The organism is Massilia pinisoli, from assembly GCF_024753285.1.
Taxonomy (GTDB): domain Bacteria; phylum Pseudomonadota; class Gammaproteobacteria; order Burkholderiales; family Burkholderiaceae_D; genus Telluria; species Telluria pinisoli.
In genome coordinates this window covers 1-24713 of the sequence record NZ_JANUGW010000015.1, presented here as the reverse complement: position 1 = coordinate 24713, position 24713 = coordinate 1, and the positions used below count along the sequence as shown (strand labels likewise).

At 66.2% G+C, this 24713-nt stretch carries 22 protein-coding genes and 1 riboswitch; of the genes, 15 read left to right on the top strand and 7 right to left on the bottom strand.

The genetic code is table 11. The features are described from left to right. Positions 1-20: 20 nt before the first annotated feature. The 6 genes from tolB to NX784_RS18905 all read right to left on the bottom strand — a co-directional run bounded on the left by tolB (position 21) and on the right by NX784_RS18905 (position 4837). Positions 21-1286, bottom strand: a complete 1266-nt coding sequence (tolB, locus tag NX784_RS18930; protein WP_258818249.1) for a Tol-Pal system beta propeller repeat protein TolB — start codon at positions 1284-1286, stop codon at positions 21-23. Positions 1287-1320: 34 nt separating this feature from the next. Further along, entirely contained in the window at positions 1321-2289 is a 969-nt protein-coding gene (gene tolA / locus NX784_RS18925) for a cell envelope integrity protein TolA (RefSeq protein WP_258818248.1), read from the bottom strand. A 10-nt stretch (positions 2290-2299) separates the two neighbouring features. Next, the gene (locus NX784_RS18920) at positions 2300-2728 is read right to left on the bottom strand and encodes a biopolymer transporter ExbD (RefSeq protein ID WP_258818247.1); all 429 of its coding nucleotides are present in this window, start codon (positions 2726-2728) and stop codon (positions 2300-2302) included. A 20-nt stretch (positions 2729-2748) separates the two neighbouring features. Then, on the bottom strand, positions 2749-3432 hold the full coding sequence (tolQ, locus tag NX784_RS18915; protein WP_198119678.1) for a protein TolQ: 684 nt from the start codon (positions 3430-3432) through the stop codon (positions 2749-2751). A 28-nt stretch (positions 3433-3460) separates the two neighbouring features. Further along, positions 3461-3865, bottom strand: a complete 405-nt coding sequence (gene ybgC / locus NX784_RS18910; protein ID WP_258818246.1) for a tol-pal system-associated acyl-CoA thioesterase — start codon at positions 3863-3865, stop codon at positions 3461-3463. 222 nt (positions 3866-4087) lie between these two features. Then, the gene (locus NX784_RS18905) at positions 4088-4837 is read right to left on the bottom strand and encodes an SDR family oxidoreductase (RefSeq protein ID WP_258818245.1); all 750 of its coding nucleotides are present in this window, start codon (positions 4835-4837) and stop codon (positions 4088-4090) included. Between the two features lie 145 nt (positions 4838-4982). Continuing rightward, positions 4983-5117: riboswitch (ZMP/ZTP riboswitch) on the top strand. Between the two features lie 97 nt (positions 5118-5214). On the opposite strand from NX784_RS18905, the gene glyA reads away from it, so the two are divergent. From glyA to NX784_RS18855, 10 genes are all read left to right on the top strand, one after another. Then, positions 5215-6462, top strand: a complete 1248-nt coding sequence (gene glyA / locus NX784_RS18900) for a serine hydroxymethyltransferase (protein WP_166865102.1) — start codon at positions 5215-5217, stop codon at positions 6460-6462. Positions 6463-6503: 41 nt separating this feature from the next. Continuing rightward, positions 6504-6962, top strand: coding sequence for a transcriptional regulator NrdR (nrdR, locus tag NX784_RS18895; RefSeq protein ID WP_258818244.1), 459 nt, complete (start codon positions 6504-6506; stop codon positions 6960-6962). Between the two features lie 116 nt (positions 6963-7078). Then, on the top strand, positions 7079-7633 hold the full coding sequence (gene pilV / locus NX784_RS18890) for a type IV pilus modification protein PilV (RefSeq protein ID WP_258818243.1): 555 nt from the start codon (positions 7079-7081) through the stop codon (positions 7631-7633). Positions 7634-7764: 131 nt separating this feature from the next. Then, the gene (locus tag NX784_RS18885) at positions 7765-8658 is read left to right on the top strand and encodes a PilW family protein (protein ID WP_258818242.1); all 894 of its coding nucleotides are present in this window, start codon (positions 7765-7767) and stop codon (positions 8656-8658) included. Beyond that, complete coding sequence (locus NX784_RS18880) at positions 8655-9560, top strand: pilus assembly PilX family protein (RefSeq protein ID WP_370662950.1); 906 nt, start codon at positions 8655-8657, stop codon at positions 9558-9560. The genes NX784_RS18885 and NX784_RS18880 overlap by 4 nt, the downstream gene beginning before the upstream one ends. Next, positions 9541-10035, top strand: a complete 495-nt coding sequence (locus NX784_RS18875; protein WP_258818240.1) for a type IV pilin protein — start codon at positions 9541-9543, stop codon at positions 10033-10035. The genes NX784_RS18880 and NX784_RS18875 overlap by 20 nt, the downstream gene beginning before the upstream one ends. Next, a complete protein-coding gene (locus tag NX784_RS18870) occupies positions 10023-10628 on the top strand; it encodes a GspH/FimT family pseudopilin (RefSeq protein ID WP_258818239.1) in 606 nt (201 codons plus the stop codon). Before NX784_RS18875 ends, NX784_RS18870 begins: the two co-directional genes overlap by 13 nt. A 46-nt stretch (positions 10629-10674) precedes the next feature. Beyond that, a complete protein-coding gene (ribD, locus tag NX784_RS18865; RefSeq protein ID WP_258818238.1) occupies positions 10675-11796 on the top strand; it encodes a bifunctional diaminohydroxyphosphoribosylaminopyrimidine deaminase/5-amino-6-(5-phosphoribosylamino)uracil reductase RibD in 1122 nt (373 codons plus the stop codon). A 43-nt stretch (positions 11797-11839) separates the two neighbouring features. Next, on the top strand, positions 11840-12469 hold the full coding sequence (locus tag NX784_RS18860) for a riboflavin synthase (RefSeq protein ID WP_258818237.1): 630 nt from the start codon (positions 11840-11842) through the stop codon (positions 12467-12469). A gap of 143 nt (positions 12470-12612) precedes the next feature. Continuing rightward, positions 12613-14583, top strand: coding sequence for a S9 family peptidase (locus NX784_RS18855; RefSeq protein WP_258818236.1), 1971 nt, complete (start codon positions 12613-12615; stop codon positions 14581-14583). 48 nt (positions 14584-14631) lie between these two features. Here NX784_RS18855 and NX784_RS18850 read toward each other — a convergent pair whose 3' ends face one another. Beyond that, positions 14632-17505 carry a M16 family metallopeptidase gene (locus tag NX784_RS18850; protein WP_258818235.1) on the bottom strand — a complete coding sequence of 958 codons (2874 nt, stop codon included), beginning with the start codon at positions 17503-17505 and terminating at the stop codon, positions 14632-14634. Positions 17506-17725: 220 nt separating this feature from the next. On the opposite strand from NX784_RS18850, the gene ribBA reads away from it, so the two are divergent. The 5 genes from ribBA (at position 17726) to NX784_RS18825 (ending at position 24638) form a co-directional block, all read left to right on the top strand. After that, positions 17726-18841, top strand: a complete 1116-nt coding sequence (gene ribBA, locus NX784_RS18845) for a bifunctional 3,4-dihydroxy-2-butanone-4-phosphate synthase/GTP cyclohydrolase II (RefSeq protein WP_258818234.1) — start codon at positions 17726-17728, stop codon at positions 18839-18841. A 67-nt stretch (positions 18842-18908) separates the two neighbouring features. After that, positions 18909-19388 carry a 6,7-dimethyl-8-ribityllumazine synthase gene (ribH, locus tag NX784_RS18840; protein WP_166865066.1) on the top strand — a complete coding sequence of 160 codons (480 nt, stop codon included), beginning with the start codon at positions 18909-18911 and terminating at the stop codon, positions 19386-19388. 33 nt (positions 19389-19421) lie between these two features. Then, positions 19422-19892, top strand: coding sequence for a transcription antitermination factor NusB (nusB, locus tag NX784_RS18835; protein ID WP_258818233.1), 471 nt, complete (start codon positions 19422-19424; stop codon positions 19890-19892). A 185-nt stretch (positions 19893-20077) separates the two neighbouring features. Next, the gene (locus NX784_RS18830) at positions 20078-22234 is read left to right on the top strand and encodes a cellulase family glycosylhydrolase (protein WP_258818232.1); all 2157 of its coding nucleotides are present in this window, start codon (positions 20078-20080) and stop codon (positions 22232-22234) included. 244 nt (positions 22235-22478) lie between these two features. Next, on the top strand, positions 22479-24638 hold the full coding sequence (locus NX784_RS18825; protein WP_258818231.1) for a glycoside hydrolase family 5 protein: 2160 nt from the start codon (positions 22479-22481) through the stop codon (positions 24636-24638). Positions 24639-24713: the final 75 nt, after the last annotated feature.

Genomic DNA, 24713 nt, shown 5'->3' with positions numbered 1-24713 from the left:
TTTCTCCTGGTCAAAAAGATTTACTTCATAAACGGGCCCCAGCTGGGCTCCCGAATGTTTCCCGCTTGGGTGCTCAAGCGCTGCTTGACGCGTCCGTCGACCGACACAACGGCCAACGCGGTACGCCCGCCACCCTTCGTCGCATACATGATGTACTTGCCGTTCGGCGAAAAACTCGGTTCGGTGGCCCCATCGGCCAAGCGCTGTTCCTGGCCGGAGGCCAGGTCCATCGCATACAGGGAAAAACCCCCTTCGCGTTGCGAAATCCACGCCAGCGTCTTGCCGTCCGGGGAGATACGAGGGCTGATGTTGTAGTTGCCATGGAACGTGACGCGGGTGGCCTGGCCACCGTTCACGCTCATCTTGTAGATCTGCGGGCCGCCGCTGCGGTCGCTGGTGAAGTAAATCGACTGCCCGTCGCCGGAGAATTGCGGCTCCGTGTCGATGCCGTTGCTGTTCGATACGCGGCGCAGGCCGCTGCCGTCCGCGTTCACGATCCAGACCTGCGTATTGCCCGTCTTCGACAGGGCGAGCGCCAGCTTCGTGCCGTCCGGCGACCAGGCCGGCGCCGAGTTGTTGCCCTTCTCGTTGGCGACGATCGTGCGCTGCCCCGTCACGAGGTTCTGCACGTAGATCACGGGCTTGCGCAGTTCGAACGAGACGTACGCGACCTTCGTGCCGTCCGGCGACCACGACGGCGAGATGATCGGCTCGCGGCCGTGCGCGGCGACCTGTTCGCCTTCGCCGTCCGCATCGGCCACGACGAGTTTGTAGTCGCGCGCGGCCGGGTCCTGCTTCACGTAGGTGATGCGGGTCGAGAAGATGCCGCGTACGCCCGTCAGCTTTTCGTAGATGTCGTCGGCGATGCGGTGGCCTTCCAGGCGCGTGTTGCGCGCGCTGACGGCGTCCGACAGTTGCGACAGCTGCGCCTGCTTGACGGTGTCCATCAGCTTGTAGCGCACCTGGAAGCGGCCGTCCGCGAGACGCTGCACGGAGCCCACGACGAGCGCATCGGCACCGCTCGCCTTGAACGCGGACAGGTCGACGTTGGCCGTATCGGAAATGGTCTGGCGCGCGTCGATCACGCGGAACACGCCGCTGCGTTCGAGGTCGGCGCGGATGATCGCGGACACTTGGTCGGGTGCGACGGATTCGTCGGCGAATGCCGCCACCGCGACCGGGATCTGGTTGCTGCCCACGCCGGCGATTTCGACTTTCAGCTGGGCATGTGCGGCCACGCCCATCAGGAGGGAGGCCGAAAACAGCAGGGTATGTAGTTTCTTCATGTTTCTCTCAGCAATGGTTAGAGTCGGGACGCGATCACTGCAGGTCCTTCATATGGAACTCGATCACAAGGGATCGCTCTACCGTACCATCTTTTTTCTTGGGCAGTGGGGACGATTTGCTGATGCCTTTTTCGACCGCGTCGTCGAATGACGGCACGCCGCTGCTCTTGATTTTCTTGACCGAAATGATCTCGCCCGTGGGTAGCTGTTCGACGCGGAACGTGGCCGTCGGATTGCCCGGCTCGTCAAGGCTGCCGGCGTACGACGTATTGCCCTTGACCTTGGCCGTGATGGCTGCGGAATAGCCCGGGTCGTTACGCGGCGCCGTCGATTTCTCCGCCTTGCCGGTGTTGGTCGGATTGCCGGCCGCGCCCGTGATGCGGCGCATCTCGGCGTCGCGTGCGGCGTCGAGTTTCTTCTGTTCCTCGGCGGCCTTTTTCTTCTTCTCCGCGTCCTCTTTCTTTTTCTTTTCCGCGTCGTCTTTTTTCTTTTTCTCGGCTTCTTTCTTTTCAGCTTCGGCCTTGGCTTTCTTCTCTTCGAGTTCGCGTTCCTTCTTCTCGGCGAGGGCCTTCGCTTTCTTGTCGTCCGCGCGCTTCTGCTCGAGCTCGCGTTCGCGCTCTTCCTCGGCCTGCTTGCGTTTCAGTTCTTCCTTGCGCTTCTTCTCGCGCTCGAGGGCAATGTCGGGCTGCTTCGGCTGCGGCTGTTCGACGACCGGCGGCGGGACCGCAGCTTTCGGCGCGGGCTGCGGCGGCGGGGTCTCCGGCTCGGGTTCCGGTTCGGGAGCGGGCGTCGGGGGCGGGGCGGCGGTCTGCGTCGTCACGTCCCAGATTTCCGCCTCGACGGCGATGGGCGTGTTGTTCTGCCAGCTGATGCCGATCCACAGGAAGGCCAGCAACAGGGCGTGCACGCCCACCGCCAGGCCGATGGCCGGCCAGCGGTTCGGTTCAGGCGGCACTTCGTAGGGCGAGCCGTTGCCGATGTTGTTGTGCTTCGTTGCTGACATCAGTTCTTCTTCACTTCGTGGCCAGGCCGACGCGGTTGATACCCATCTTCTTGGCTTCCGAAATCAGCTGGATGACGTCGTCGTATTTGCTGTCGCGGTCGCCCGCAATCAAGACCGGATAGTCAGGATGCTCGGCGTGGATATCGCGCAGGCGCGTGACGAGGGTACTGCGGCTGTCCACGTTTTCCAGCGGTTGCGGATTCTTGCCCGTGATGCCGATCTGCAGCTGGGCGTTGTTCTTGACGGCGATCTGGATGTAGTCGTCGGGCGGCTGCGTGGAGCGCTCGGCACTCGGGAGCTTGATCTCGCTGGGGTTCTGCGTCGGCGGCACCGCCATGAAGATGATGAGCAGCACCAGCATCACGTCGATGTACGGCACGACGTTGATCTCGGACTTGAGCTTGCGCCGGTTGCCCCGCAGGCTGCTGTTGAAGGCCATGTCGAATCCTCTTGCGGCGATCAGCGCGACTGGCGCTGCAGGATGTTCGAGAATTCCTCGACGAAGCTTTCGAAGCGGATCGCGAGGCGGTCGATGTCGTGCGTGAAGCGGTTGTACGCCACGACGGCGGGGATGGCCGCAAACAGGCCGATCGCGGTGGCGATCAGCGCTTCCGCGATGCCCGGCGCGACCGTCGCCAGCGTGGCCTGCTGCACGTTGGCGAGGCCGCGGAACGCGTTCATGATGCCCCACACGGTGCCCAGCAGGCCGATGTACGGCGACACGGAGCCGACGGACGCGAGGAAGTTCAGGTGCGTGTCCAGCTGGTCCAGTTCGCGGTGGAAGGCGGCACGCATGGCGCGGCGGGCGCCATCCAGCACGGCGCCCATGTCGAGTGCGTCGCGCGATGCCTGCTTGCCCTTGATGAACTCGCCCATGCCCGCTTCGAAGATGCGAGCCAGCGGACCGCTCTGGTCGCGCTGGCTGCTGGCGCTCTGGTGCAGGGTGTGCAGGTTGCCGCCGGCCCAGAAGCTGCGCTCGAACTGTTCCGTCTGGCGCCGCGCGGCGCGGATCGCGAACAACTTGCGGAAGATGTACGTCCAGCTCATCAGGGAAATCGCGAACAGCAGGGCCATCAGCAACTGCACCAGCACGTGGGCATGGCGGATCAGTTCAATGAAGGAGAGGTCTTGGACTGCGTTCATTGGAAATAATATTTGGTCAAATGAATTATCAGGCGGGACGCATTTTAGCAGCGGCAACGTCTGGAAGGGAACGGGGACGCATGGTGGCCGCGTCGACGCAACCGACTTTTACATCGGCGCTGGAGAGCAGGGTGTCGCCGCGCCAGGCTTGCTGGGAGAAGTGCACGGAGGCGCCACCAAGCTTTTCCACGTTCAGGGTGAGCGTGACTTCGTCGTCCAGGCGGGCGGACGCGCGGTAGTCGATGTTGGCGCTGCGCACGACGAAGATTGCACCGTCCCGGTCGCGCAAGGTTTGCTGATCGATGCCGAGCGAACGCAGCCATTCGGTGCGCGCACGTTCGTAGAACTTCAGGTAATTGGCGTAGTACACGATGCCGCCGGCGTCCGTGTCTTCGTAATAGACCCGAACCGTCCAGGTGAAAACTGAAGGCATGTCAGCTGCCATAAATGAAAATGGGAAACATTTTACGCGATTTTCATCCGCGCTATGTTCGTTCGGATACATAAGCGCGGGTATCTGCGGTGGGACGTTTTGGGTGCCACCGCCCCATGCCAAGCCAGCAACTGTAGCACTTTTTCATGATGGCCGGCGCCGCTGTTACAAAGCGAAAACAATTCGTTCGCCCGTCGGCCGATCCGGCCCGGCGCCGGTCGTTCAGCCCTGTGTGCGCTTGATGTTGAGGGGGCCGTAGCCCTGGCAGGTCGGCATCATCTCGATATGGTTGATGTTGACGTGCGGGGGCAGGGACGCGATCCAGTAGGCGGTCTCGGCGATGTCCTCGGCCGTCAGGGGCTGCGTGCCCTCGTAGACCTTGGCGGCCGCCGCGTCGTCGCGCAGGCGCACGTTCGAGAATTCCGTGCCGCCGCACAGGCCCGGCGCGATATTCGTGGCGCGCACCCCGGTGCCGACGAGGTCGGCGCGCAGGTTCAACGTGAACTGTTCGACGAACGCCTTCGTGGCGCCGTACACGTTCCCGCCCGGATACGGCGTGCGGCCTGCCACGGAGCCGATGTTGATGACGAGGCCGCTGCCCCGTTCGACCATCGACGGCAGCAGCGCATGCGTCATCGTGACGAGGCCCCGGACGTTCGTCGCGATCATCGTCTCCCAGTCTTCCAGCGGCACTTCATGCGCGGGCTTCGTGTTCAGGGCCAGGCCCGCATTGTTGATCAGCACGTCGATCTGGCGCCAGGATTGCGGCAGCATCGACAGCGCTTCCTCGATCGAGGCCTTGTCCGTGACATCCATGGTGACGGGCAGCGCGGATTCGCCCAGTTCGCGTGCGAGCGCGTCCAGACGCTCCTTGCGGCGCGCCGCCAGCACCACTTGATGGCCGTTCTTGACGAAAGTACGCGCCATGGCGGCGCCGAATCCGGCGGATGCGCCGGTGATAAAAACGATCATGATGTTTATATGCCTGGCAAGGTTGCAACCTTGCGATTGTAGCTGAAATGACCATGTGCAGCGGCGCGCCTCCTCGGGCTTGCCAGGTCGTCATCGGTTTTCTTGCCTGTCGACCGCACAATCCCGTACAATCGAAAGTTCCATTTACATCTCACGTAACTGGCGAAAACCGTGCGCTGCCGTCCGATCAAGGAGCGATCGGCCTGCCGGTGCGTGGCGAAGGTGGGCTCCCACCGGGGAACGTGAGATTTCAAACTTGCCGTTCGCCTGGGCAGCCACCGACTGGTACGCGTCTGTGCGCGGCTGCCCCGTGTGTTTCCGGCTTCCCCGTTCAGCGCTGACCGTTGCCTGGTTCTCTTATCGATTGGAGTTTTTTCATGTTTGCAAAAGATCACACGCTCGCCAAGGTTGACCCGGATCTGTGGGATGCCATCCAGAAGGAAAACAAGCGCCAGCAGGACCACATCGAGCTGATCGCATCCGAGAACTACACGTCGCCGGCCGTGATGCAAGCCCAGGGCTCGCAGCTGACCAACAAGTACGCCGAAGGCTATCCGGGCAAGCGCTACTACGGCGGCTGCGAATACGTCGACATCGCCGAGCAGCTGGCGATCGACCGCGTGAAGGAACTGTTCGGCGCGGAAGCCGCGAACGTGCAGCCGAACTCCGGTTCGCAGGCGAACCAGGGCGTGTTCTTCGCCATGCTGAAGCCGGGCGACACGATCATGGGCATGTCGCTGGCCGAAGGCGGCCACCTGACGCACGGCATGGCGCTGAACATGTCGGGCAAGTGGTTCAACGTGATCTCCTACGGCCTGACCGAGCAGGAAGACATCGACTACGAGCAGATGGAACGCCTGGCGCGCGAGCACAAGCCGAAGCTGATCATCGCCGGCGCGTCCGCATTCGCCCTGCGCATCGACTTCGAGCGCTTCGCCCGCGTGGCGAAGGAAGTCGGCGCCTACTTCATGGTCGACATGGCCCACTACGCCGGCCTGATCGCCGCGGGCGAATACCCGAACCCGGTGCCGCACGCCGACTTCGTCACGTCGACGACGCACAAATCGCTGCGCGGCCCGCGCGGCGGCATCATCCTGATGAAGGCCGAGCACGAGAAGGCCATCAACTCCGCGATCTTCCCGGGCATCCAGGGCGGTCCGCTGATGCACGTGATCGCCGGTAAAGCGGTCGCGTTCAAGGAAGCGCTGACGCCGGAATTCAAGGCGTACCAGCAGCAGGTCGTCAAGAACGCCAAGGCACTGGCCGACACGCTGACCGCACGCGGCCTGCGCATCGTCTCGGGCCGTACCGAGTCGCACGTGATGCTCGTCGACCTGCGTTCGAAAGGCCTGACCGGCAAGGAAGCGGAAGCGATCCTGGGCCAGGCACACATGACCTGCAATAAGAACGGCATCCCGAACGACCCGCAGAAGCCGTTCGTGACGTCGGGCATCCGCCTGGGCAGCCCCGCGTTCACGACGCGCGGCTTCAAGGAAGAGGACGCCGTCAAGGTCGGCCACCTGATCGCCGACGTGCTGGACAACCCGCACGACGCCGCGACCATCGATCGCGTCAAGGCTGAAGTCAAGCAGCTGACCGACAAGTATCCGGTCTACGCAGCGTAATGCGATAAGGAGGGCGTCCTCGCGGCGCCCTCTCCAAGCTCATGAAATGTCCGTTCTGTCAGCATGAAGACACCCAGGTCCTCGATACCCGCGTATCCGAGGAAGGCGACGCCATCCGGCGCCGGCGTCGCTGCGTCCATTGCGACAAGCGGTTCACCACCTACGAACGCATCGAGCTCTCGATGCCGATCATCGTCAAGAAGAACGGCAGCCGCACGGAATTCGAATCCTCGAAGCTGCGCGGCAGCCTGATGCTGGCGCTGCGCAAGCGTCCCGTCGGGGCCGAAGCCATCGACCGCGCCGTTGCGTCGATTGAGGAAAAACTCCTCACCAGCGGCCGGCGCGAGGTCGATTCCGTCTACATCGGCGAACTCGTGATGCAGGAACTCAAGCGTCTGGACAAGATCGCTTACATCCGGTTCGCGTCCGTCTACAAGAACTTCGAAGACCTGGCTGAGTTCCAGGAAGCGATCGCTGAAGTGGGTCAGCCGCGTAAATAAGCGCGCGTCCGTATTCTCCCGATTTAGTTGCATCTGCACGGTTGAGTCATCACACGGCTTGCCTGCGCTCGACTGTTACCTTGGCAGCTCCGAACACGGTGCGCTGGAGGTCGGTCATGCGGTTGCGGTCACGGTTCCCATTTCATTCTGGATTCACGCTCGTCGAGGTGCTCGTTGCGCTGTTCGTCGTCGGGCTTGGCATCGCAGGCGCTGCCGGGCTGCAGACGCTGGCCGTGCGCGCCGCGCGGGATGCGGCGCGCTTGGCCGATGGCACTCGGCTTGCGTCGTCGCTGGGCGAGCGCATGCGCGCCAATCCGGTCGCTGCGGCACGGCCGGACGACGCCAATCCCTACCTCCAGGTCGACTATGACGCGGACAGCGGCGTGCCGGCGACGCCTGTGTCGTGTTATGCGGACACGGCCTGCGATCCTGATGACCTCGCGCGGTTCGACCTGTTCGAGCTGTCGTCGGCGCTGGCGATTTCTTTCCCCGGCGGCCGCATCCTTACATGCCGCGATGCCGCTTCGCCTGATGCGACGGGGCTTTCGGCTTGGGCGTGCGACGGCCGGACCGGCGCGCCGGTCGTGGTCAAGATCGGCTGGCGTGCGCAAGGGGATACGGCGACCGGCGCGCCCAAGGTGATGCTGGCGCTGGCGGGGGCGGCGCCATGAGCGGGACCATCAGCACGGCATTGAGTACGGCATTGAGCACGGCTCCGAGCAGGGCGGCGCGAGCGCCGCGGCCGTCGGCGCCGCGACACGTGGCGCCACGCGCCGTGCGACGGCGGACGCGTGACGGCGGCATGACGCTGGCCGAGCTGATGGTGGCGCTGGCCGTCGGCCTCGGCATCGTGCTGATGGCCGGGCACTTGCTCGTGCTCGCGAACGGCACGTACGCGGCCCAGGTCGAGTCGTCCGCCGTCGACGATGGCGGACGCGTCGCCATCGACGTCATCCGCCGCGCCGTGCACCAGGCCGCTTCCGTCGACGTCGACGCGTTCGCCGGCCCGGCCGCCGGCACAGCGCCGGCGCGCCTGGCCGGGCTCGACGCGCGCACGCTGGCGCGCGCGACACCGGGCATCGCCGATCCGCTGCCGGGCGTCGTCAACGGCAGCGACGTACTGGCCGTCCGCTTTCCCGGTGCAGGCGCCGAACCCGCCGGCGACGGCAGCGTCGTCGACTGCGCCGGCTTTCCCGTCGCAGCGGGAGAAGAGGGCTGGAGCATCTTCTACGTGGCGCGCAACACGGAAGGCGAGGCCGAGCTGCGCTGCAAATACCGCGGCGCCGCGCACTGGAGCGCGGATGCGCTCGTGAGCGGCGTGGACGGCTTCCAGGTGCTGTACGGCGTCGATACGGACGATCCGCCCGACGGCGCCCCGAACCGCTACCTGAACGCAGCCGCCGTGGATGCGCTGGACGACGCGTTGGCGGGCTTGAGCGAGGCCGAGTTCAACCGGCGCACACATTGGAAGCGCGTCGTCGCCGTGCGCGTGGGCCTGCTGCTGCACGGAAGCCGCCCCACGCGCAGCGAACCGGGCAGCGCTCGCCACGATCTGCTCGGTGCGGCCTATGCGCAAGCCGCCGGTGCGGACGACCTCGGCAGTTCGCTCGACGAGGCGCGCATGTCGCCCGATTTGCGGCGGCGCGAGCGGCGGCTGTTCACGATCACGGTCGCGCTGCCGGGGCCGCAATCATGAAGCCAGCGGATACGCGACCTGGACGCACACGCCGCGCCGAGCGGGGACTGGCTCTTGTCTGCGCGCTGATGCTGATGCTGGCGACGATGGCGATCGGCCTGGCCGTCGTCCGCGGCGCCTTCGCGCTGCTGGCCGCCGCTCACAACGAACGCGACCGTGACGTGGCGCTGGCCGCGGCCGAGGCGGCCCTGCGCGACGGCGAGCACGACATCGCGGGAATTGGCATGACGCCGTCGCCGGACCGTGCTGTCCACTTCACGCCGGCAGGTGCGGCCGCGTTCGTCGCCGGATGCGGGCGCGGCGCGGACGACCTGGGGCTCTGCCTGGCCACAGGGCCGCCTGCGTGGCAGACGCTGGACTTGGCCGCTGCGGCCAACCCGGCGCTCGTGCCTTACGGCCGCTTCACGGGGGCCGTGCTGGCTGTCGGACGCGGCGTGTTGCCGGCGCGGTTGCCCGCGTATCTGATCGAGCGGATCACACCGACCGGGGCCACGGCGCAGCAGGGCACGTTCTACCGCGTCACGGCGATCGGGTTCGGGACCCGGGCGTCGACCCATGCCGTGCTGCAGTCCGTGTATCGGTTGCCGCTGTCAGCGTCGACAGGCGGCGGTCCCGGGGGCGGAGGCGGGGATGGGACCGGTGGCGCGTCCGGCGACGGCAGCGGCGGCGGGAACGGGGCCGCCAGCGGAGGCGGCCGCGCGGGCGCGAGCGGCGGTGCGAACGGGACCGGCGATGGCAACGGCAACGGCGCGTCGACCGGCAATGGAACCTCAAACGAAAACGGCAATGGCGATGGCAACAGGTCTTCATCTGCGCAAGAAGGAAGTCAGCTACCGGCCGGTCGCGTCGGCTGGCGCGAGATCGCGAACTGGGCGGAGTTGCATGCCCGCACGCAGCCGTGACGCGGCCGGGCGGGCCTGCCGGCTCGGCCGCGTGGACCTCGGCACCGGCGTCACGCTCATCGAAGCGTTGATCGTGCTGGCCATCGCGGGCATCCTGGGCGCGCTCGCGTATCCCACGTACTCCGGCTACATCGTGCGCACGCGCCGTACTGAGGGCATGGCGGCATTGATCGACGCGATGCAGCGGCAGGAGCGCTACCGCCTCCGCCACAACAGCTACGTGCCGTTCTCGGCCGACGCGTCCGGACCGGATGGATTCGTGTGGTGGTCCGGCGCCAACGCGGCCGCCAGCGCATACGAACTCGATGCGTACGCGTGTCCCGGACGCGACATCGCGGAATGCGTCGAAATCCGTGCCCGTCCGGGTACGGCCCGCGTCGACGCGCGCTTCCGCGATCCCGACTGCGGCACGTTGACGCTCGACAGCACGGGACGCCAGGGCGCACAGGGCACGGGGATGCGATGCTGGCCGTGACGTCCCGGCGCAAGCCGGTTCCACCCGCCGCCGGCCTATCGCTACCGGAACTGTGCACGGTGCTGGCCATCGCCGCCGTACTGCTGGCGGTCGCCGCGCCCGACCTGCGCGACCTCGTGCGCACACAGCAACTGAAGGCGGCCACCGCCGACCTGTTCGCCGCGATTGACTTCGCGCGGGCCCGCGCGCTCGCGCGAGGGCGGCAGGTCAAGCTCGTGCCGCTGGATCCGCTCGGGGCCGACTGGCGCCTGGGTTGGCGCGTGCTCGACGACGATGACGGTGGCGGCAGCGGTGGTGGTGCCGGCGCTGGCGGCGGAACCGGCACGGCCGGTCCGGTCGCGGAGCACGGCCCGCTGCCGCCAGGCATCGCCGTCGACTTCAGCTTCACGAATTCGGCACGGCCGTACTATATCGCCTACAATGGCGCGGGGCGCAGCTGCGCCGACGGCGACAGCGCGGCGGCTCGCTGGGGCACGGTGTCGTTGTATCACGGCGGGCACATCCGTCGTATTAAAATCAATATGCTGGGCCGCGCGCGCGTCTGCGATCCCGCGCGCGACGCGGGGTGCGACGGCGCACCGGCGCCGCCCTGAGCATGGCAAGGCGCGGCAACACATCGTAGCGAGACCGGAACGAAGAGTGCAGATACAGAGCGATACCGACGGCATGGCGCTGGCCCTGGAATGGGCGGCGAAGGGCATGTACATCACGGCGCCGAACCCACGCATCGGCTGCGTGATCGTGCGCGACGGCACCGTCATCGGTGCCGGCCACACGCAGCCCGCGGGCCAGGCCCATGCGGAAGTCCAGGCGCTGCGCGATGCCCAGGCGCGCGGCAACGACGTGCGCGGCGCCACGGCCTATGTGACGTTGGAGCCGTGCAGCCACTACGGCCGCACGCCGCCGTGCTCGAACGCGCTGATCCAGGCGGGGATCGGACGCGTCGTCGCGTCCATGGTCGACCCGAACCCGATCGTCGCGGGGCGCGGCCTCGCGCAGCTGGAAGCGGCCGGGGTCGACGTCAGCGCGGGGCTGCTGGCCGAGCAGGCCTATGAACTGAACATCGGCTTCTTCACGCGCATGCGCCACGGCCGTCCGTGGGTGCGCCTGAAGACGGCGGCGAGCCTGGACGGTGCGACGGCGCTCGACAATGGCGAGAGCCAGTGGATCACGAGCCCACAGGCGCGCGCGGACGGCCATGCGTGGCGCGCGCGCGCGAGCGCGATCCTGACCGGCATCGGCACGATCAAGGTCGACAATCCGCAGCTGACCGTGCGCGGCATCGACACGCCGTTGCAGCCGCGCCGCGTGATCGTCGACAGCCGCCTCGACATCGAACCCGATGCGCGCGTCCTTGAAGGCGTGCCGTGCTGGATCGTCGCGGCCATGCCGAATCCGGACAAGGAGGCGGCGTTGCGTGCGCTGGGCCACGAGATCATCATGCTGCCGAATCCGTCCGGCAAGGTCGACTTGCCGGCCCTGATGCTTGAACTGGGGCGGCGCGAGATCAATGAGTTGCACGTCGAGGCCGGCGCGAAGCTGAACGCGTCGCTCGTACGCGAAGGCTGCGTGGACGAGCTGCTTGTGTACCTTGCGCCCAGTCTCGTCGGTCCGGGGCAGGGCATGTTCGCGCTGCCGCCGCTGGCGCACCTCGCGGACAAGCTGCCGCTGCATTTTCACGGCGTGACCCAGGTCGGCCCGGACTTGCGCATCCTCGCCCGGTTCCGCCCGGACGAGCATCTCAACGGCCCCGCCAGCTGAGCGCCAAACGAATTCAGAAATCGATACAGCAAAGGAAAGACTCATGTTCACCGGAATTGTCGCTGCCGTCGGCAGCATCCAATCGGTCACCCCGCTGGCGGACGGCGCGGATGCCGGCGTGCGCCTGGCCATCGACGCGGGCGGGCTGCCGCTGGCCGACGTGGCGCTGGGCGACTCGATCGCCATCAACGGCGCCTGCATGACGGTCGTCGAAAAATCGGACAACGCGTTCGCCGTCGACGTGTCGCGCGAAAGCTTGAACCGCACGGTCGGCCTCGACCAGCCGGGCGAAGTGAACCTGGAAAAGGCGCTGACCTTGGCCGAGCGCCTGGGCGGTCACCTCGTGTCGGGCCACGTCGACGGGCTGGGCGAGGTGCACAGCTTCGAGCAGGTGGGCGAGTCGTGGAAGCTCGTCGTGGACGCGCCGCGCGACCTCGGTAAATATCTGGCGTACAAGGGTTCCGTCGTTGTGAACGGCGTGTCGCTGACCGTCAACAGCGTCGAGGACATCGACGCCGCCGGCAGCCAGTGCTGCCGCTTCTCGATCAACCTGATCCCGCATACGATCGCCGTCACCACGTTGAAGCACCTGCGCGCCGGCGCGAAGGTCAATCTGGAAATCGACCTGATCGCGCGCTACGTGGAGCGCATGCTCAGCGCCGCCAAGGCCTGACGCGCACCGCCGGCGCCGCACCCGTCGCGAAAACGGGGATGCCAACGGTTGCAGAGTTGGCGTAGACTTCGCGCTGGTATTTTCTCCAGCGTAAGCGGGTCCGTCTTTACGTTGGCATCCACAACGAGAACAAGGACGAGACAATGGCGTTGGACATCCACAAGCATGACAAGACCCTCGCACGCGGCGCGGCGCTGATCGCGCTGCTGGCCGCGGCGGGGCTCGCGTCCGCCGACCCGGCGGGCATGCGCACCTACCACGCGCTCGCGATGACGGCGGGCGGCGATCGTGTCGCGGCCGTCGAAGCGGTGGAGGGCGAGCCCCGGACGGGGCCGCGTGTCGTCGTGCGCGATACGGCCACGGGCAAGATCGCGTCGACCTGGCAGAAAACGGATTGCGCGCAGTGCAAGGTGGGGACGCTCGCGTGGTCGCCGGACCGGAAGACGCTGGCGGCAATCGTGGCCGATCCGAACGCCGGCACCGCCACCGTCGTCCTGCTGCGCGATGGCCGCATGACGCCGCTCGCCACCGTGAAGGGCGTCGCGGGCAGCGTCCGCTGGTCGCCGGACGGGCGCCAGATCGCTTTCCTCGCGACGGTCGGCGCGAAGAAGCTGACGGGGGCCGTCGAAGCGGGCGCGCGCCAGATCGGCGAGATCGGCCTCGCCGGGAACGAGGACGAGCAACGCATCGCGATCGTGCCCGCGGCCGGCGGCGAATATCGTCTCGTGTCGCCGGGCGACACGTTCATTTATGAATACGACTGGACGCCGGACGGCAAGGGTTTCGTCGTCACGAGCGCGAAGGGCAACGGCGACAACAACTGGTGGATCGCCACCTTGGGCCACGTCGATGCGGCCAGCGGGCGCCTGCGGGTGATCGCCGCGCCGAAGATGCAGATGAACATGCCGCACGTGGCGCCGGACGGCCGCACGGTGGCGTTCATCGGCGGGCTGATGAGCGACTTCGGGTCCGTCGGCGGCGACGTCTACACGGTGCCGCTGGAGGGCGGCGAACCCGTCGACGTCACGCCCGACTACAAGGGCACGTTCAACGGCATCGCCTGGTGCGGCAAGGAGCTGCTCGCGTCCGTGCTGGCGGGCAGCGATGCCGGCATCGCGGCAATCGACCCCGACGCGCGCGCGGTGCGCGTGCTGTGGCAGGCGCCAGTCACCGCGACGGCGGGACGCGACGGGCGCTTCGCGTTCAGCGCGGACGGCAAGGTGGCGGCGTCGGTCACGGAGGATTTCGAGCACGCGCCGCGCATCGTCGCCGGACGCCTCCCCGAACTCGCGCCCATCACCGGCGACAACGACGGCTTCGCGCCGCAGGTGGCCGCGCGCAGCGTCGGCTGGACCAATGAAGGTTTCCACGTGCAGGGCTGGCTCGTGGGGCCGCGCAACGTCGCGGCGGGGAAAACGTATCCGATGATCGTCACGGTGCATGGCGGCCCCGCGGCGGCCGCGACGCCTCACTACGTGGCGGCGGGCGAGGGCGGCAACGCGCTCATGCGCGACCTCGTGAAAGAGGGATATTTCATCTTCATGCCGAACCCGCGCGGCAGCTATGGCCAGGGCGCCGCGTTCACGCGCGCGAACCGGCGCGACTTCGGCGGCGGCGACTGGCGCGACATCCTGGCCGGCGTCGACGCGGCCATCGCGCAGGCCCCCATCGACGGTAACCGCCTCGGCCTGATCGGGCATTCCTACGGCGGCTTCATGACGATGTGGGGCGTCACGCACAGCCAGCGCTTCAAGGCCGCCGTGGCCGGTGCGGGCATCGCGAACTGGATCAGCTACTACGGCCAGAACGGCATCGACCAGTGGATGGTGCCTTACTTCGGCGCGACGATGTACGACGATCCGGCGATCTACCGCGCGCTGTCGCCCATCGAGTCGATCAAGGCGGCGCGCACGCCGACGCTGATCTACGTGGGAGAGCGCGACGTGGAATGTCCGCCGGCGCAATCGTTCGAGTTCTGGCACGCGCTGCGGGCGCTGGGCGTGCCGACCACCTTGCTCGTGTACGACGGCGAGGGGCACGCGTTCCGCAAGCCGGAGAACCAGCGCGATTTGCGGGCGCGCGAGATCGCGTGGTTCAACAAATACCTGAAATGATCACGGCGCGTTGATGCCAGCGTAGGGTGGGCGGCAGAGCCGCCCACCCTACGACCTGGGCTGCTTGCCGGTGTCGTTCTTGGCCTGCGCCGCCGCGGCCTTCGCTTCCGGATTCAACACGACCTGCACATAATTCTCCGTGTTGAGGAACCGCTGCGCCGCCCGCTTCACGTCGTCCACGGTCAGGTTCTGCACTTCCTTGTCGAACGTGAGGATGGTACCCGGGTCCGTGCCTTCCGTCAGCGACGTCTGCAGCGCCGCGAGCCAGTACGTGTTTTCTTGCAGCGATTTACGGTACGTCTGCAGCCAGTTCGTCTTGACCTTGTCCAGGTCGGCCTGCGTGGGCCCCTGCGTGCGCATGCGCTCGATTTCCGCGAACGTCGCGTTCAAGACCTTGTCGACGTTGTCCGGCCCCGTCGGCAACGTGACGCCGATCGTGTAGTGGCTGTACGGGATGCGCGTCATCGAGCCTTCCATGCCGCCGCCGTAGATCAGGCCCAGCTTTTCGCGCAATACGTCGATGATGCGGATGTTCATCACCTCCGTCAGCGCGGACAGGCGCAGTTCTTCCAGCTCCGTGACGTCGGTCGGGCCCGTGAACGTCAGCGACACGGTGCTGCGGTCTTCCGAGCCGCTGTTCACTTCGCGCTTCACGACGCCGGCGACGGGGCGGATGCCGAGGTCGCGGTAGGCCGTCGGGATGTCCGGCGTCGGCAGGCTGCCGAGGTACGTCGCGACGAGGGGCTTGATGGCGGCCACGTCGAAGCTGCCGACGAAGATGAACGTCAGGCCCTTGGCGCTGGAAAAGCGCTGGCGGTAGATGTCGATCGCGCGGTCGAGGTCGATCTTCGGGACGTCCTCGGGGCGCAGCGCGCGCGGTGCGCGCGGGTTGTTGTTGTACAAGGTCGCCAGCACCGTGTCGCCGAACAGGGCGCCCGGCTGCGACAGGCGGTTGCGCGCGAGCTCCATCTGCTTGCCGATGAACGATTTATACAGATCCTCGTCGCGCCGCACGCCGGCGAACTTCAGCCACACCATCTGCAGCATCGTCTCGACGTCGGTGGCGCCGGCCGTGCCCGCGACGACGTCCGTGTTGTTGCCCAGGCCCGCGCTCACCGAGGCGGCCTTGCCGGCCAGGATCTTGCGCATGTCGAGCGGCGAGAAATCCTTCAGGCCCATCGCGGAGACGATCGTGTCGGCGTAGCGGGCATTGAACATGTCCTTGTCGTCGAACAGGCTCTGGCCGCCGAAGCGGGCGGCGCTCATCAAGACCTGGTCGTTGCGGAACGTGGTCGGCTTCAGGATCACCTTGACGCCGTTCGACAGCGTGAGCCGCGTCAGGCCCAGCGCCTCGTCGCGGTTTTCGCCGACGATCTTGCCCGGTGCCGGCGGATGGTCCATCAGGTGCGCGGCCACGGCCTTTTCGTCGTGCGCCTGCACGTCGCGCTTTTCGGCCGCCGTCACGGCCGCCAGCAGCTGGTCGCCGGTGGGAATCGTCGCGTCGCCTTCGGGCTTCGTGGACCCCGTGTAGATCACGAGCTTGCCGGAGTCGGCGGGAATCGTCTTGGCCGCATACGCATTGATTTCGCCGAGCGTGATGCCTGGCACCATGTTCTTCACATAGCGGTATTCCGCATCGATGCCGGGGATCGATTCGCCTTCGAGGAAGTTGCGCATCAGCTCGGACGCGTGGACGGCGGAATCGGTCTTGTCGCGTTCGTTCCATGCGCGCTCGTAGGTGCGCATCATCGTCTTCTTCATGCGGTCGAGTTCGGCCGCCGTGAAGCCGAAGCGGCGCGCCCGCTCGTTTTCCTGCACGAGCGCGTCGATGGCGACCGTCGCGCCGCTCATGCCCAGCGCGGCCATCGCGTTGTACGAGCGGTAGCGCGGCGTCAGGCGCGACAGCGCGCTGCTGGCGCCGATGAACGGCGGCGACGGCAGCTGCGACAATTCCTGCAAGCGCTGGTTCAGCATGCCGGCGAACAGCGCTTCGACCAGTTGCTCGCGGTAGCCGCGCAGCGTCTCGCGCTCGCGGAACGGCCGCACCGGATAGCGGATCAGGATCGACGCGGGCCCCGCCTCCTTGTCGGTGACGACGAGCGCTTCGTTGTCCGTGCGGGCCGGGATCTGCGCATACTCGCGCGGGCGCTCGTGCGCCGGGTTCTTGAGACCGGAGAAATGACGGCGGATCAATTGCTCGGCCTTTGCGGGGTCGATGTCGCCCACGGCGACGACGGCCATCAGGTCCGGGCGATACCAGTCCTTGTAGAAGCGGCGCAGGGTGTCCGGCTTGAAGGTGCGGACGATGTCGTCCTTGCCGATCGGGATGCGGTCGGCGTAGCGCGAGCCGTTGTACATCTTCGGCATCAGGACTTTCTGGATGCGGTCGCCGGCGCCTTTGCCCAGGCGCGCTTCCTCGAGGATGATGTCGCGTTCCTTGTCGATGTCGGCATCGGTCAACGTGAGGCCGTGGGCCCAGTCTTCGAGCACGAGGAAGGCCTTGTCGACGTCGTCCTTGCGGTCGGACGGGACGGGCAGGATGTAGACGGTCTCGTCGAACGAGGTGTATGCGTTGAGGTCGGCGCCGAACTTCACGCCGATCGACTGCAGGTACGACACCAGCTCGTGCTTTTTGAAGTGGCGCGAACCGTTGAATGCCATGTGCTCCGTGAAGTGGGCGAGGCCCTGCTGGTCGTCGTCTTCGAGGATCGAGCCGGCTTTCACGACGAGGCGCAGTTCCAGCTTGTGCTCGGGCATGCGGTTGCGCTGGATGTAGTACGTCAGGCCATTGTCGAGCTTGCCGACCTTGACCTGCGCCCCGACCGGCAGCGGATCGTCCAGCTTCAGGGATGCGCCCGGTGCCAGGCCGTGCACGACGAGGGCGGCGACGAGGAACGAGATGCGTACAATACGGATGAGCATGCGACGAAGTCCTCTGCACAGAAAAAATCATTCTACCTTGCCCGACAGGCGCGGCCCCGGCAATGTGTCTCGTTGTCATTATGCAACGAAACAATGGGGCGGGAGTGGTAGTAAGACTCTAGACGGGCCGGAGGCCCGGCGGGGATACGGTCGAGGACGGGCAAATCCTTTAAAATAGCGGATTTCCGCACCAGCCGGTCCGTAATCCCGAGGAATCCACATGCCCATCTCCACCACCCAGGAAATCGTCGACGAACTGCGCGCAGGGCGCATGGTCATTTTGGTCGACGAGGAAGACCGCGAGAACGAAGGCGACCTGGTCCTTGCCGCCGAGCACGTCACGCCCGAGGCGATCAATTTCATGATCCGCCACGCGCGCGGCCTCGTGTGCCTCACGTTGTCCGAGGAGATCTGCGACCGCCTCGAACTGCCGATGATGACCACGCGTAACGGCACGTCGTTCGGCACCAATTTCACCGTCTCGATCGAGGCGGCGGAAGGCGTCACGACCGGTATCTCGGCGGCCGACCGCGCCCGCACGATCCAGGTGGCCGTCGCGCAGGATGCGAAGCCGGAAGACCTCGTGCAGCCGGGCCACATCTTCCCGCTGCGTGCCGTGAAGGGCGGCGTGCTGATGCGCGCGGGCCATACGGAAGCCGGCTGCGACCTGACGGAAATGGCGGGCCTGACCCCGGCGTCCGTTATCTGCGAGATCATCAAGGAAGACGGCACGATGGCGCGCCTGCCGGACCTGCTGGAATTCGCGCAGGAACACAATCTCAAGATCGGCACCATCGCCGACCTGATCCACTACCGCAGCCAGCACGAGACCCTCGTCGAGCGCGTCGCGGAGCGTTCGCTGGCCACCGTGCACGGCGAGTTCAAGCTGGTCGCCTTCCGCGACAAGCCGAGCGGCTCCGCGCACCTGGCGCTCGTGCACGGCACGCCGCAGGAAGACCGCGAGACGCTCGTGCGCGTGCACCAACCCGTCTCCATCATCGACGTCCTGGACAGCGCCTCGACGTCGCACTCGTGGAACCTGGCCGCCGCGATGCAGGCCGTGCAGCGAGCCGAAGCGGGCGTCATCGTCCTGCTGGACTGCGCTGAGACGGCGGGCGAGCTGTTCGCGCAGTTCGAGGACAAGCCGGCGCGCCCCGTCGGCCGCGCGGCCAACCTGGACCTGCGCACGTACGGCATCGGCGCGCAGATCCTGCGCCAGCTGGGCGTGCGCAAGATGAAGCTGCTGGCCAACCCGCGCAAGATGCCGTCGATGACCGGTTTCGACCTCGAGGTCACGGGCTACCTGGCGAAGCCCGGCTGCGACATCCCGGCGTGACGCATTACGCAGGGCGGCGCCAACGCGGTACCATTGATACATTAATTAATAAAGAAAAGGCATAGCCATGACGGTAGGAACTTTTGAAAGCAATCTGGCGGGCGAGGGCCTGCGCATCGGTATCGTGCAGGCACGTTTCAATGCCGACGTGGGCCACGGCCTGCTGTCCGCATGCCTGGCCGAGCTGAAGCACCTCGGCGTGGCCGACGAAGACATCCTGCACGTGACCGTTCCTGGCGCGCTGGAAATCCCGCTCGCGCTGCAGAAGATGGCCGAGACGCAGCAGTTCGACGCGCTGATCGCGCTGGGCGCCGTCATCCGCGGCGAAACCTACCACTTCGAACTCGTGTCGAACGAGTCGGGCGCCGGCATCACTCGCATCGGCCTCGACTACGGCATGCCCATCGCGAACGCGGTGCTGACGACCGAGACCGACGAGCAGGCGGAAGTCCGCATGGCCGAGAAGGGCACGGACGCGGCGCGCGTCGCGGTCGAGATGGCCAACCTGCTGCTGGGCCTGGAAGAGCTGCAGGCTGAAGAAGAGTGAAGCAACCGAGTCGCAAAGCAACCGAGTACAACCATGACTGACACTACCTCGCACGCCAACCCCAACAAGAACCGCACGCCGCGCCACCGCGCGCGCGAGTTTGCGCTCCAGGGGCTGTATCAATGGCTGCTGAACAATGAGCCTGCATCCACGATCGTCACGAACATCCGCGGCGCGCACGGCTTCGACAAGGCCGACAGCGACTACTTCTCGACGCTGCTGAACGGCACGATCGCCCAGTCCGTCGAACTGCGCGAGGTGATCGCGCCGACGGTCGACCGTCCGATCGCGGAACTGTCCCCGATCGAGCACGCCGTGCTGCTGCTGGGCGCGTTCGAGCTGAAGAACCAGCTCGAGATCCCGTACCGCGTCGTGATCAACGAAGCCGTGGAACTGACCAAGTCGTTCGGCGGCATCGACGGCCACAAGTACGTGAACGGCGTGCTGGACCGCCTGGCCGGCCAGCTGCGCCCGGACGAGGTCGGCGCGGACGCGAAGCGCTGACCTGCCGTTTTTCGCACGCATTAAGGCCGCCCCGGGAGACCGGGGCGGCCTTTTTGTTTTTGCTGACCCGTGTATGCCGTCCCGGTGGATTTCCTCGCGGCGTTACGGGAAAACTTAATTGAATCCGAGGTCGCGCCTGCAATGATGATCACACATCCAATAATAAATCTTGGAGGTGGTGACATATGAAACATCATTTCGTTTTTGCTGCTGTGGCGGCCACAATCCTGCTGGCGGGCTGCGGCGCCAGTGACGCGGACCCGGGTGCCGGTGGGCAATCGCCCCGCCTGCTGGCCGCGACCGGCCGCGCCTCGACGGCCAGCGTCAGTACAGTCAATTCGACCGACTCGACCTTTACGACACTGTCCACAATGCACGTGGGGCAGACCGCGTATTTCAAGGTGGTCGGCAGTAAATTGCCCAGTACCTTGGCGCTGGACGTGACGGATTGTGCCGGCATGACGACGCTCTCGACCGGCGCCACCGAGGCGCATTACCGGTGCACGCCGGGCACCACGGCCGGCATGAAGACCGTCACGGTCAGGGACAAATCGGGTGGCTCGACCTTGTACACGAATGCGGTGAACGTGCAGGCCGTGAACCCGCCGCCGATCACGACGGCGCTGCCGATGCCCACCCGCGGCTTCAACCTCGGCAATTCGCTGGAAGCGATCTGGGGCTATTCGATCCCGGGCCAGGCCGTGTACACCTCCGCCGCCAACGCCGGCTTCAACGCCGTGCGCATCCCGTGCGCGTGGGCGTCGAACGCCGACACCTCGGGCAATATCGATCCCACGTACATGGCGAAGGTCAAGCAGGCCGTCGACTACAGCATCGCGGCAGGCATGTACGCCGTCATCAACGTCCACTGGGACGGCGGTTGGTTCGACAGCAACATCGGCAATTCGGTCGACCCGACCCTCGACGCGAAGTACCGCAAGATCTGGTCGCAGATTGCGACCGCGTTCGCCGGCTATGACAACCACCTGTTGTTTGCCGCCGCGAACGAGCCGTCGATCGACTCGCCCACGAAGATGAATACGCTGATGTCGTACTATCAGTCGTTCGTCAACACGGTGCGCGCCGCCGGCGGCGGCAACACCAACCGCTGGCTCATGCTGCCGATCCAGGGCGACGCGTCCTGGATCACCGCATTGCCATCCGACCCGACCTCGGGCCGCCTGGGTGTCGAATTCCACAACTACACGCCGTCGCTGTTTACGATCATCCACACGGACCAGTCGTGGGGCAACGCGATCTACTTCTGGGGCCAGTCGTACCACTATTCGGGTAATCCGAGCCGCAACGCCACGTGGGGCGAGGAGGGCTACAACGACGCGTTCTACCAGCAACTGCAGGACCAGTTCGTCAGCAAGGGTGTCCCAGTGATCATCGGCGAATACCAGGCGGCCGGCACGCCTGGCCTGACGGGCGCCGACCAGACCTGGAACAACGCATCGCGGCTCTACTGGAACAAGTACCTGAGTGAATCCGCCCGCGCACATGGCCTGAGCCCGTTCTACTGGAGCACGCCGAACGCCCCGTTCGCGTACGACACGGGCGCCATCACCGACGCGGCCCTCGTCACCGCCCTGACCGGCGGCGTCGCACCGCCGCCGCCGAACGGCGCACCGTACGCGGTCACCGGCGTCACCGCCACGGCCGGCACCGGCCAGGTCACCGTGTCGTGGACTGCCGTCGGCGGCGCCACCAGCTACCAGCTGTACCGCACGGCCAATTCCGGCAGCGAAGCGGCCACGCCGTCCGTCACCGGCATCACCGGCACCACGTTCACGGACACGGGCCTGAACGCCGGCACGACGTATTACTACCGCGTGGTGGCCGTGAACGGCTCGGGCGCGTCCGGCTTCTCGACCGAGGCGAAGGCGACGACATCGGGCACCAACCCGGACCCGACGAAGTTCCATTTCGAGACCGACACCCAGTCGTGGACGCCCAGCGGCAGCCTGATCACCGGCGTCGCGACGTCGACCGCCCAGCACTACGCGGGGCAGCGCTCGCTGGCCGTGAACTTCGCCGGCACGGCGGCGGGCAGCTCGTCGGTGACGGTGAACGACGCGGTCGTCCCGCCCGGCGCGACGATCACCTTCCGCGTCTGGATCCCGGCCGGCAGCCAGATCACGAAGATCGAGCCCTACATCCAGGACTACAACTGGAACTACGTCTCGAACCCGGTCACCAGCTTCACGCCGGCTGCCTGGAACACGTTGACGCTGACGGTGCCGACGACGTCGATCACGCCGGTGCACAGGCTCGGGTTGAGCGTGACGACGGGGGCGGCGTGGACGGGCACCGTCTACATCGATTCGATCAACTGGTAAGCAGCGGCGACGCGGACGTTCCCGTCCGCTAGCCTGCAGGATGAAGGCCGCGTGCGAACGCGGCCTTTTTTGTTCTGCGCGTCCACGTGACCCCGATGCGGAAGTGCACGCCGAGTGGGATCACATATGCATATGCCATCTCGGACATTTTGTTAAATCAAGTTGCGCAAAAATGTAATTGAATTCAAGGCCGCGTCTTCCATGATGAGTACTCGACCAACAAGGATATTGGAGGCGGAGACATATGAAAAAACATTTCGTTCTTGCTGCTGTGGCGGCAGCGGTCCTGCTGGCGGGCTGCGGTGCCAGTGATTCCGATGCGGGCGCCGGCGGGCAGTCGCCCCGGCTGCTGGCCGCGACGGCTCGCACCTCGACGGCCAGCGTCAGCGCCGTCAATTCGACCGACTCGACCTTCGCGACACTGTCCACGCTGCACGTGGGCCAGACCGCGTATTTCAAGGTGTTGGGCAGTAAATTGCCCAGCACCCTGGCGCTGGACGTGACGGATTGCACGGGCATGACGACGCTCTCGACCGGCGCCACGGAAGCGCATTACCGCTGCACCCCAGGCGGCACCGCCGGCATGAAGGCGGTCACGGTCAGGGACAAGACGGGCGGCTCGACCTTGTACACGAACGCGGTGAACGTGCAGGCCGTGAACCCGCCGCCGATCACGACGGCGCTGCCGATGCCCACGCGCGGCTTCAACCTGGGGAATTCACTGGAAGCGGTCTGGGGCTATTCGTACCCGAGCCAGGCCGTGTACGCGGCCGCCGCCAACGCCGGCTTCAACGCCGTGCGCATCCCGTGCGCGTGGAACACGAATACGGACCAGACCACGGGCAAGATCGATCCGACCTATCTGGCGAAGGTGAAGCAGGCCGTCGACTACAGCATCGCGGCCGGCATGTACGTCGTCATCAACGACCACTGGGACAACGGCTGGTTCGAAAACAATATCGGCGACACGGTCGACCCCGCGCTCGACGCGAAGATGCGCAATATGTGGACGCAGATCGCGACCGCGTTCGCCGGCTACGACAACCACTTGCTGTTCGCGGCCGCGAACGAACCGAACATCAGCAGGCCGTCGCAGACGGCGACGACGCTGGCGTACTACCAGACCTTCGTCAACGCGGTGCGTGGCGTCGGCGGCAACAACACCAACCGCTGGCTCGTGTTGCCGATGCAGGGTGACGCGTCGTGGGTCAAGGCACTGCCGTCCGACCCGACGCCGGGCCGCCTGATGATGGAGTTCCATAACTACACGCCGTCGCTGTTCACCATCATCCACACGGACCAGACCTGGGGCAACGCGATGTACTACTGGGGCACGGCCTACCATTATTCGGGGGATCCGACCCGTAACGCCACGTGGGGCGAGGAGGGCGCCATCGACGCCGCCATGCAGCAGTTGCAGGACCAGTTCGTCAGCAAGGGCGTGCCCGTGATGATCGGCGAGTTCGGGGCGTACGTGACGCCAGGCCTGACGGGCGCCTCGCAGACGTGGAATAACGCGTCCCGCCTGTACTGGAACAAGTTCTCGGGCGATTCCGCCCGTGCACACGGCTTGAGCCCGTTCTTCTGGAGCGTGCCGAACTCCCTGTTCACGTACGACACGGGCTCCGTCACCGATCAGCCCCTGCTCAACCTGCTGACCGGCGCCGCCACACCTCCGCCGCCGAATGGCGCGCCGTACGCGGTCACCGGGCTCACGGCCACGGCCGGCACCGGCCAGGCCAGCCTGACGTGGAATGCCGTCAGCGGCGCCACCAGCTACCAGCTGTACCGCACCGGCAATTCGGGCAACGAATCCGCCACGCCGTCCGTCACCGGCATCACCGGCACGACGTTCACGGACACGGGCCTGAACCCCGGCACGACGTATTACTACCGCATCGTGGCCGTGAACAGCTCGGGCGCGTCCGGTTTCTCGAGCGAGGTCAGTGCAAGCATGCCCGGCACCAACCCCGATCCGTCGAAGTTCAATTTCGAGGTCGACAACCAGCTGTGGACGCCCGGCGGCGCGCAGATCAGCGGCGTCGCAACGTCGACGGCCCAGCACTACGCGGGGCTGCGGTCGCTCGCCGTGAATTTCGGCGGCGCGGCGGCAGGCACGTCGTCGGTGTCCGTGGGCGGCACGATCGTGCCGTCCGGCGCGACGATCACGTTCCACGTGTACATCCCAGCCGGCAGCCAGATCACGAGCATCGAGCCCTATCTCCAGGACTACAACTGGAACTGGGTCTCGAACCCGACGACCACGTTCACGCCGGGCGCCTGGAACACGTTCACGCTGACGGTGCCGTCGACGTCAGTCACGCCGCTGCAGCATCTCGGGCTGAACCTGACGACGGGCGGCGCGTGGACGGGTACGGTCTACGTCGACGCGATCAACTGGTAAGCCGCATCGACATGGGCTGACCGGTCGGTCGGCCCGCAGGAGGACAGGGCCGCGTGCGAACGCGGCCTTTTTTAT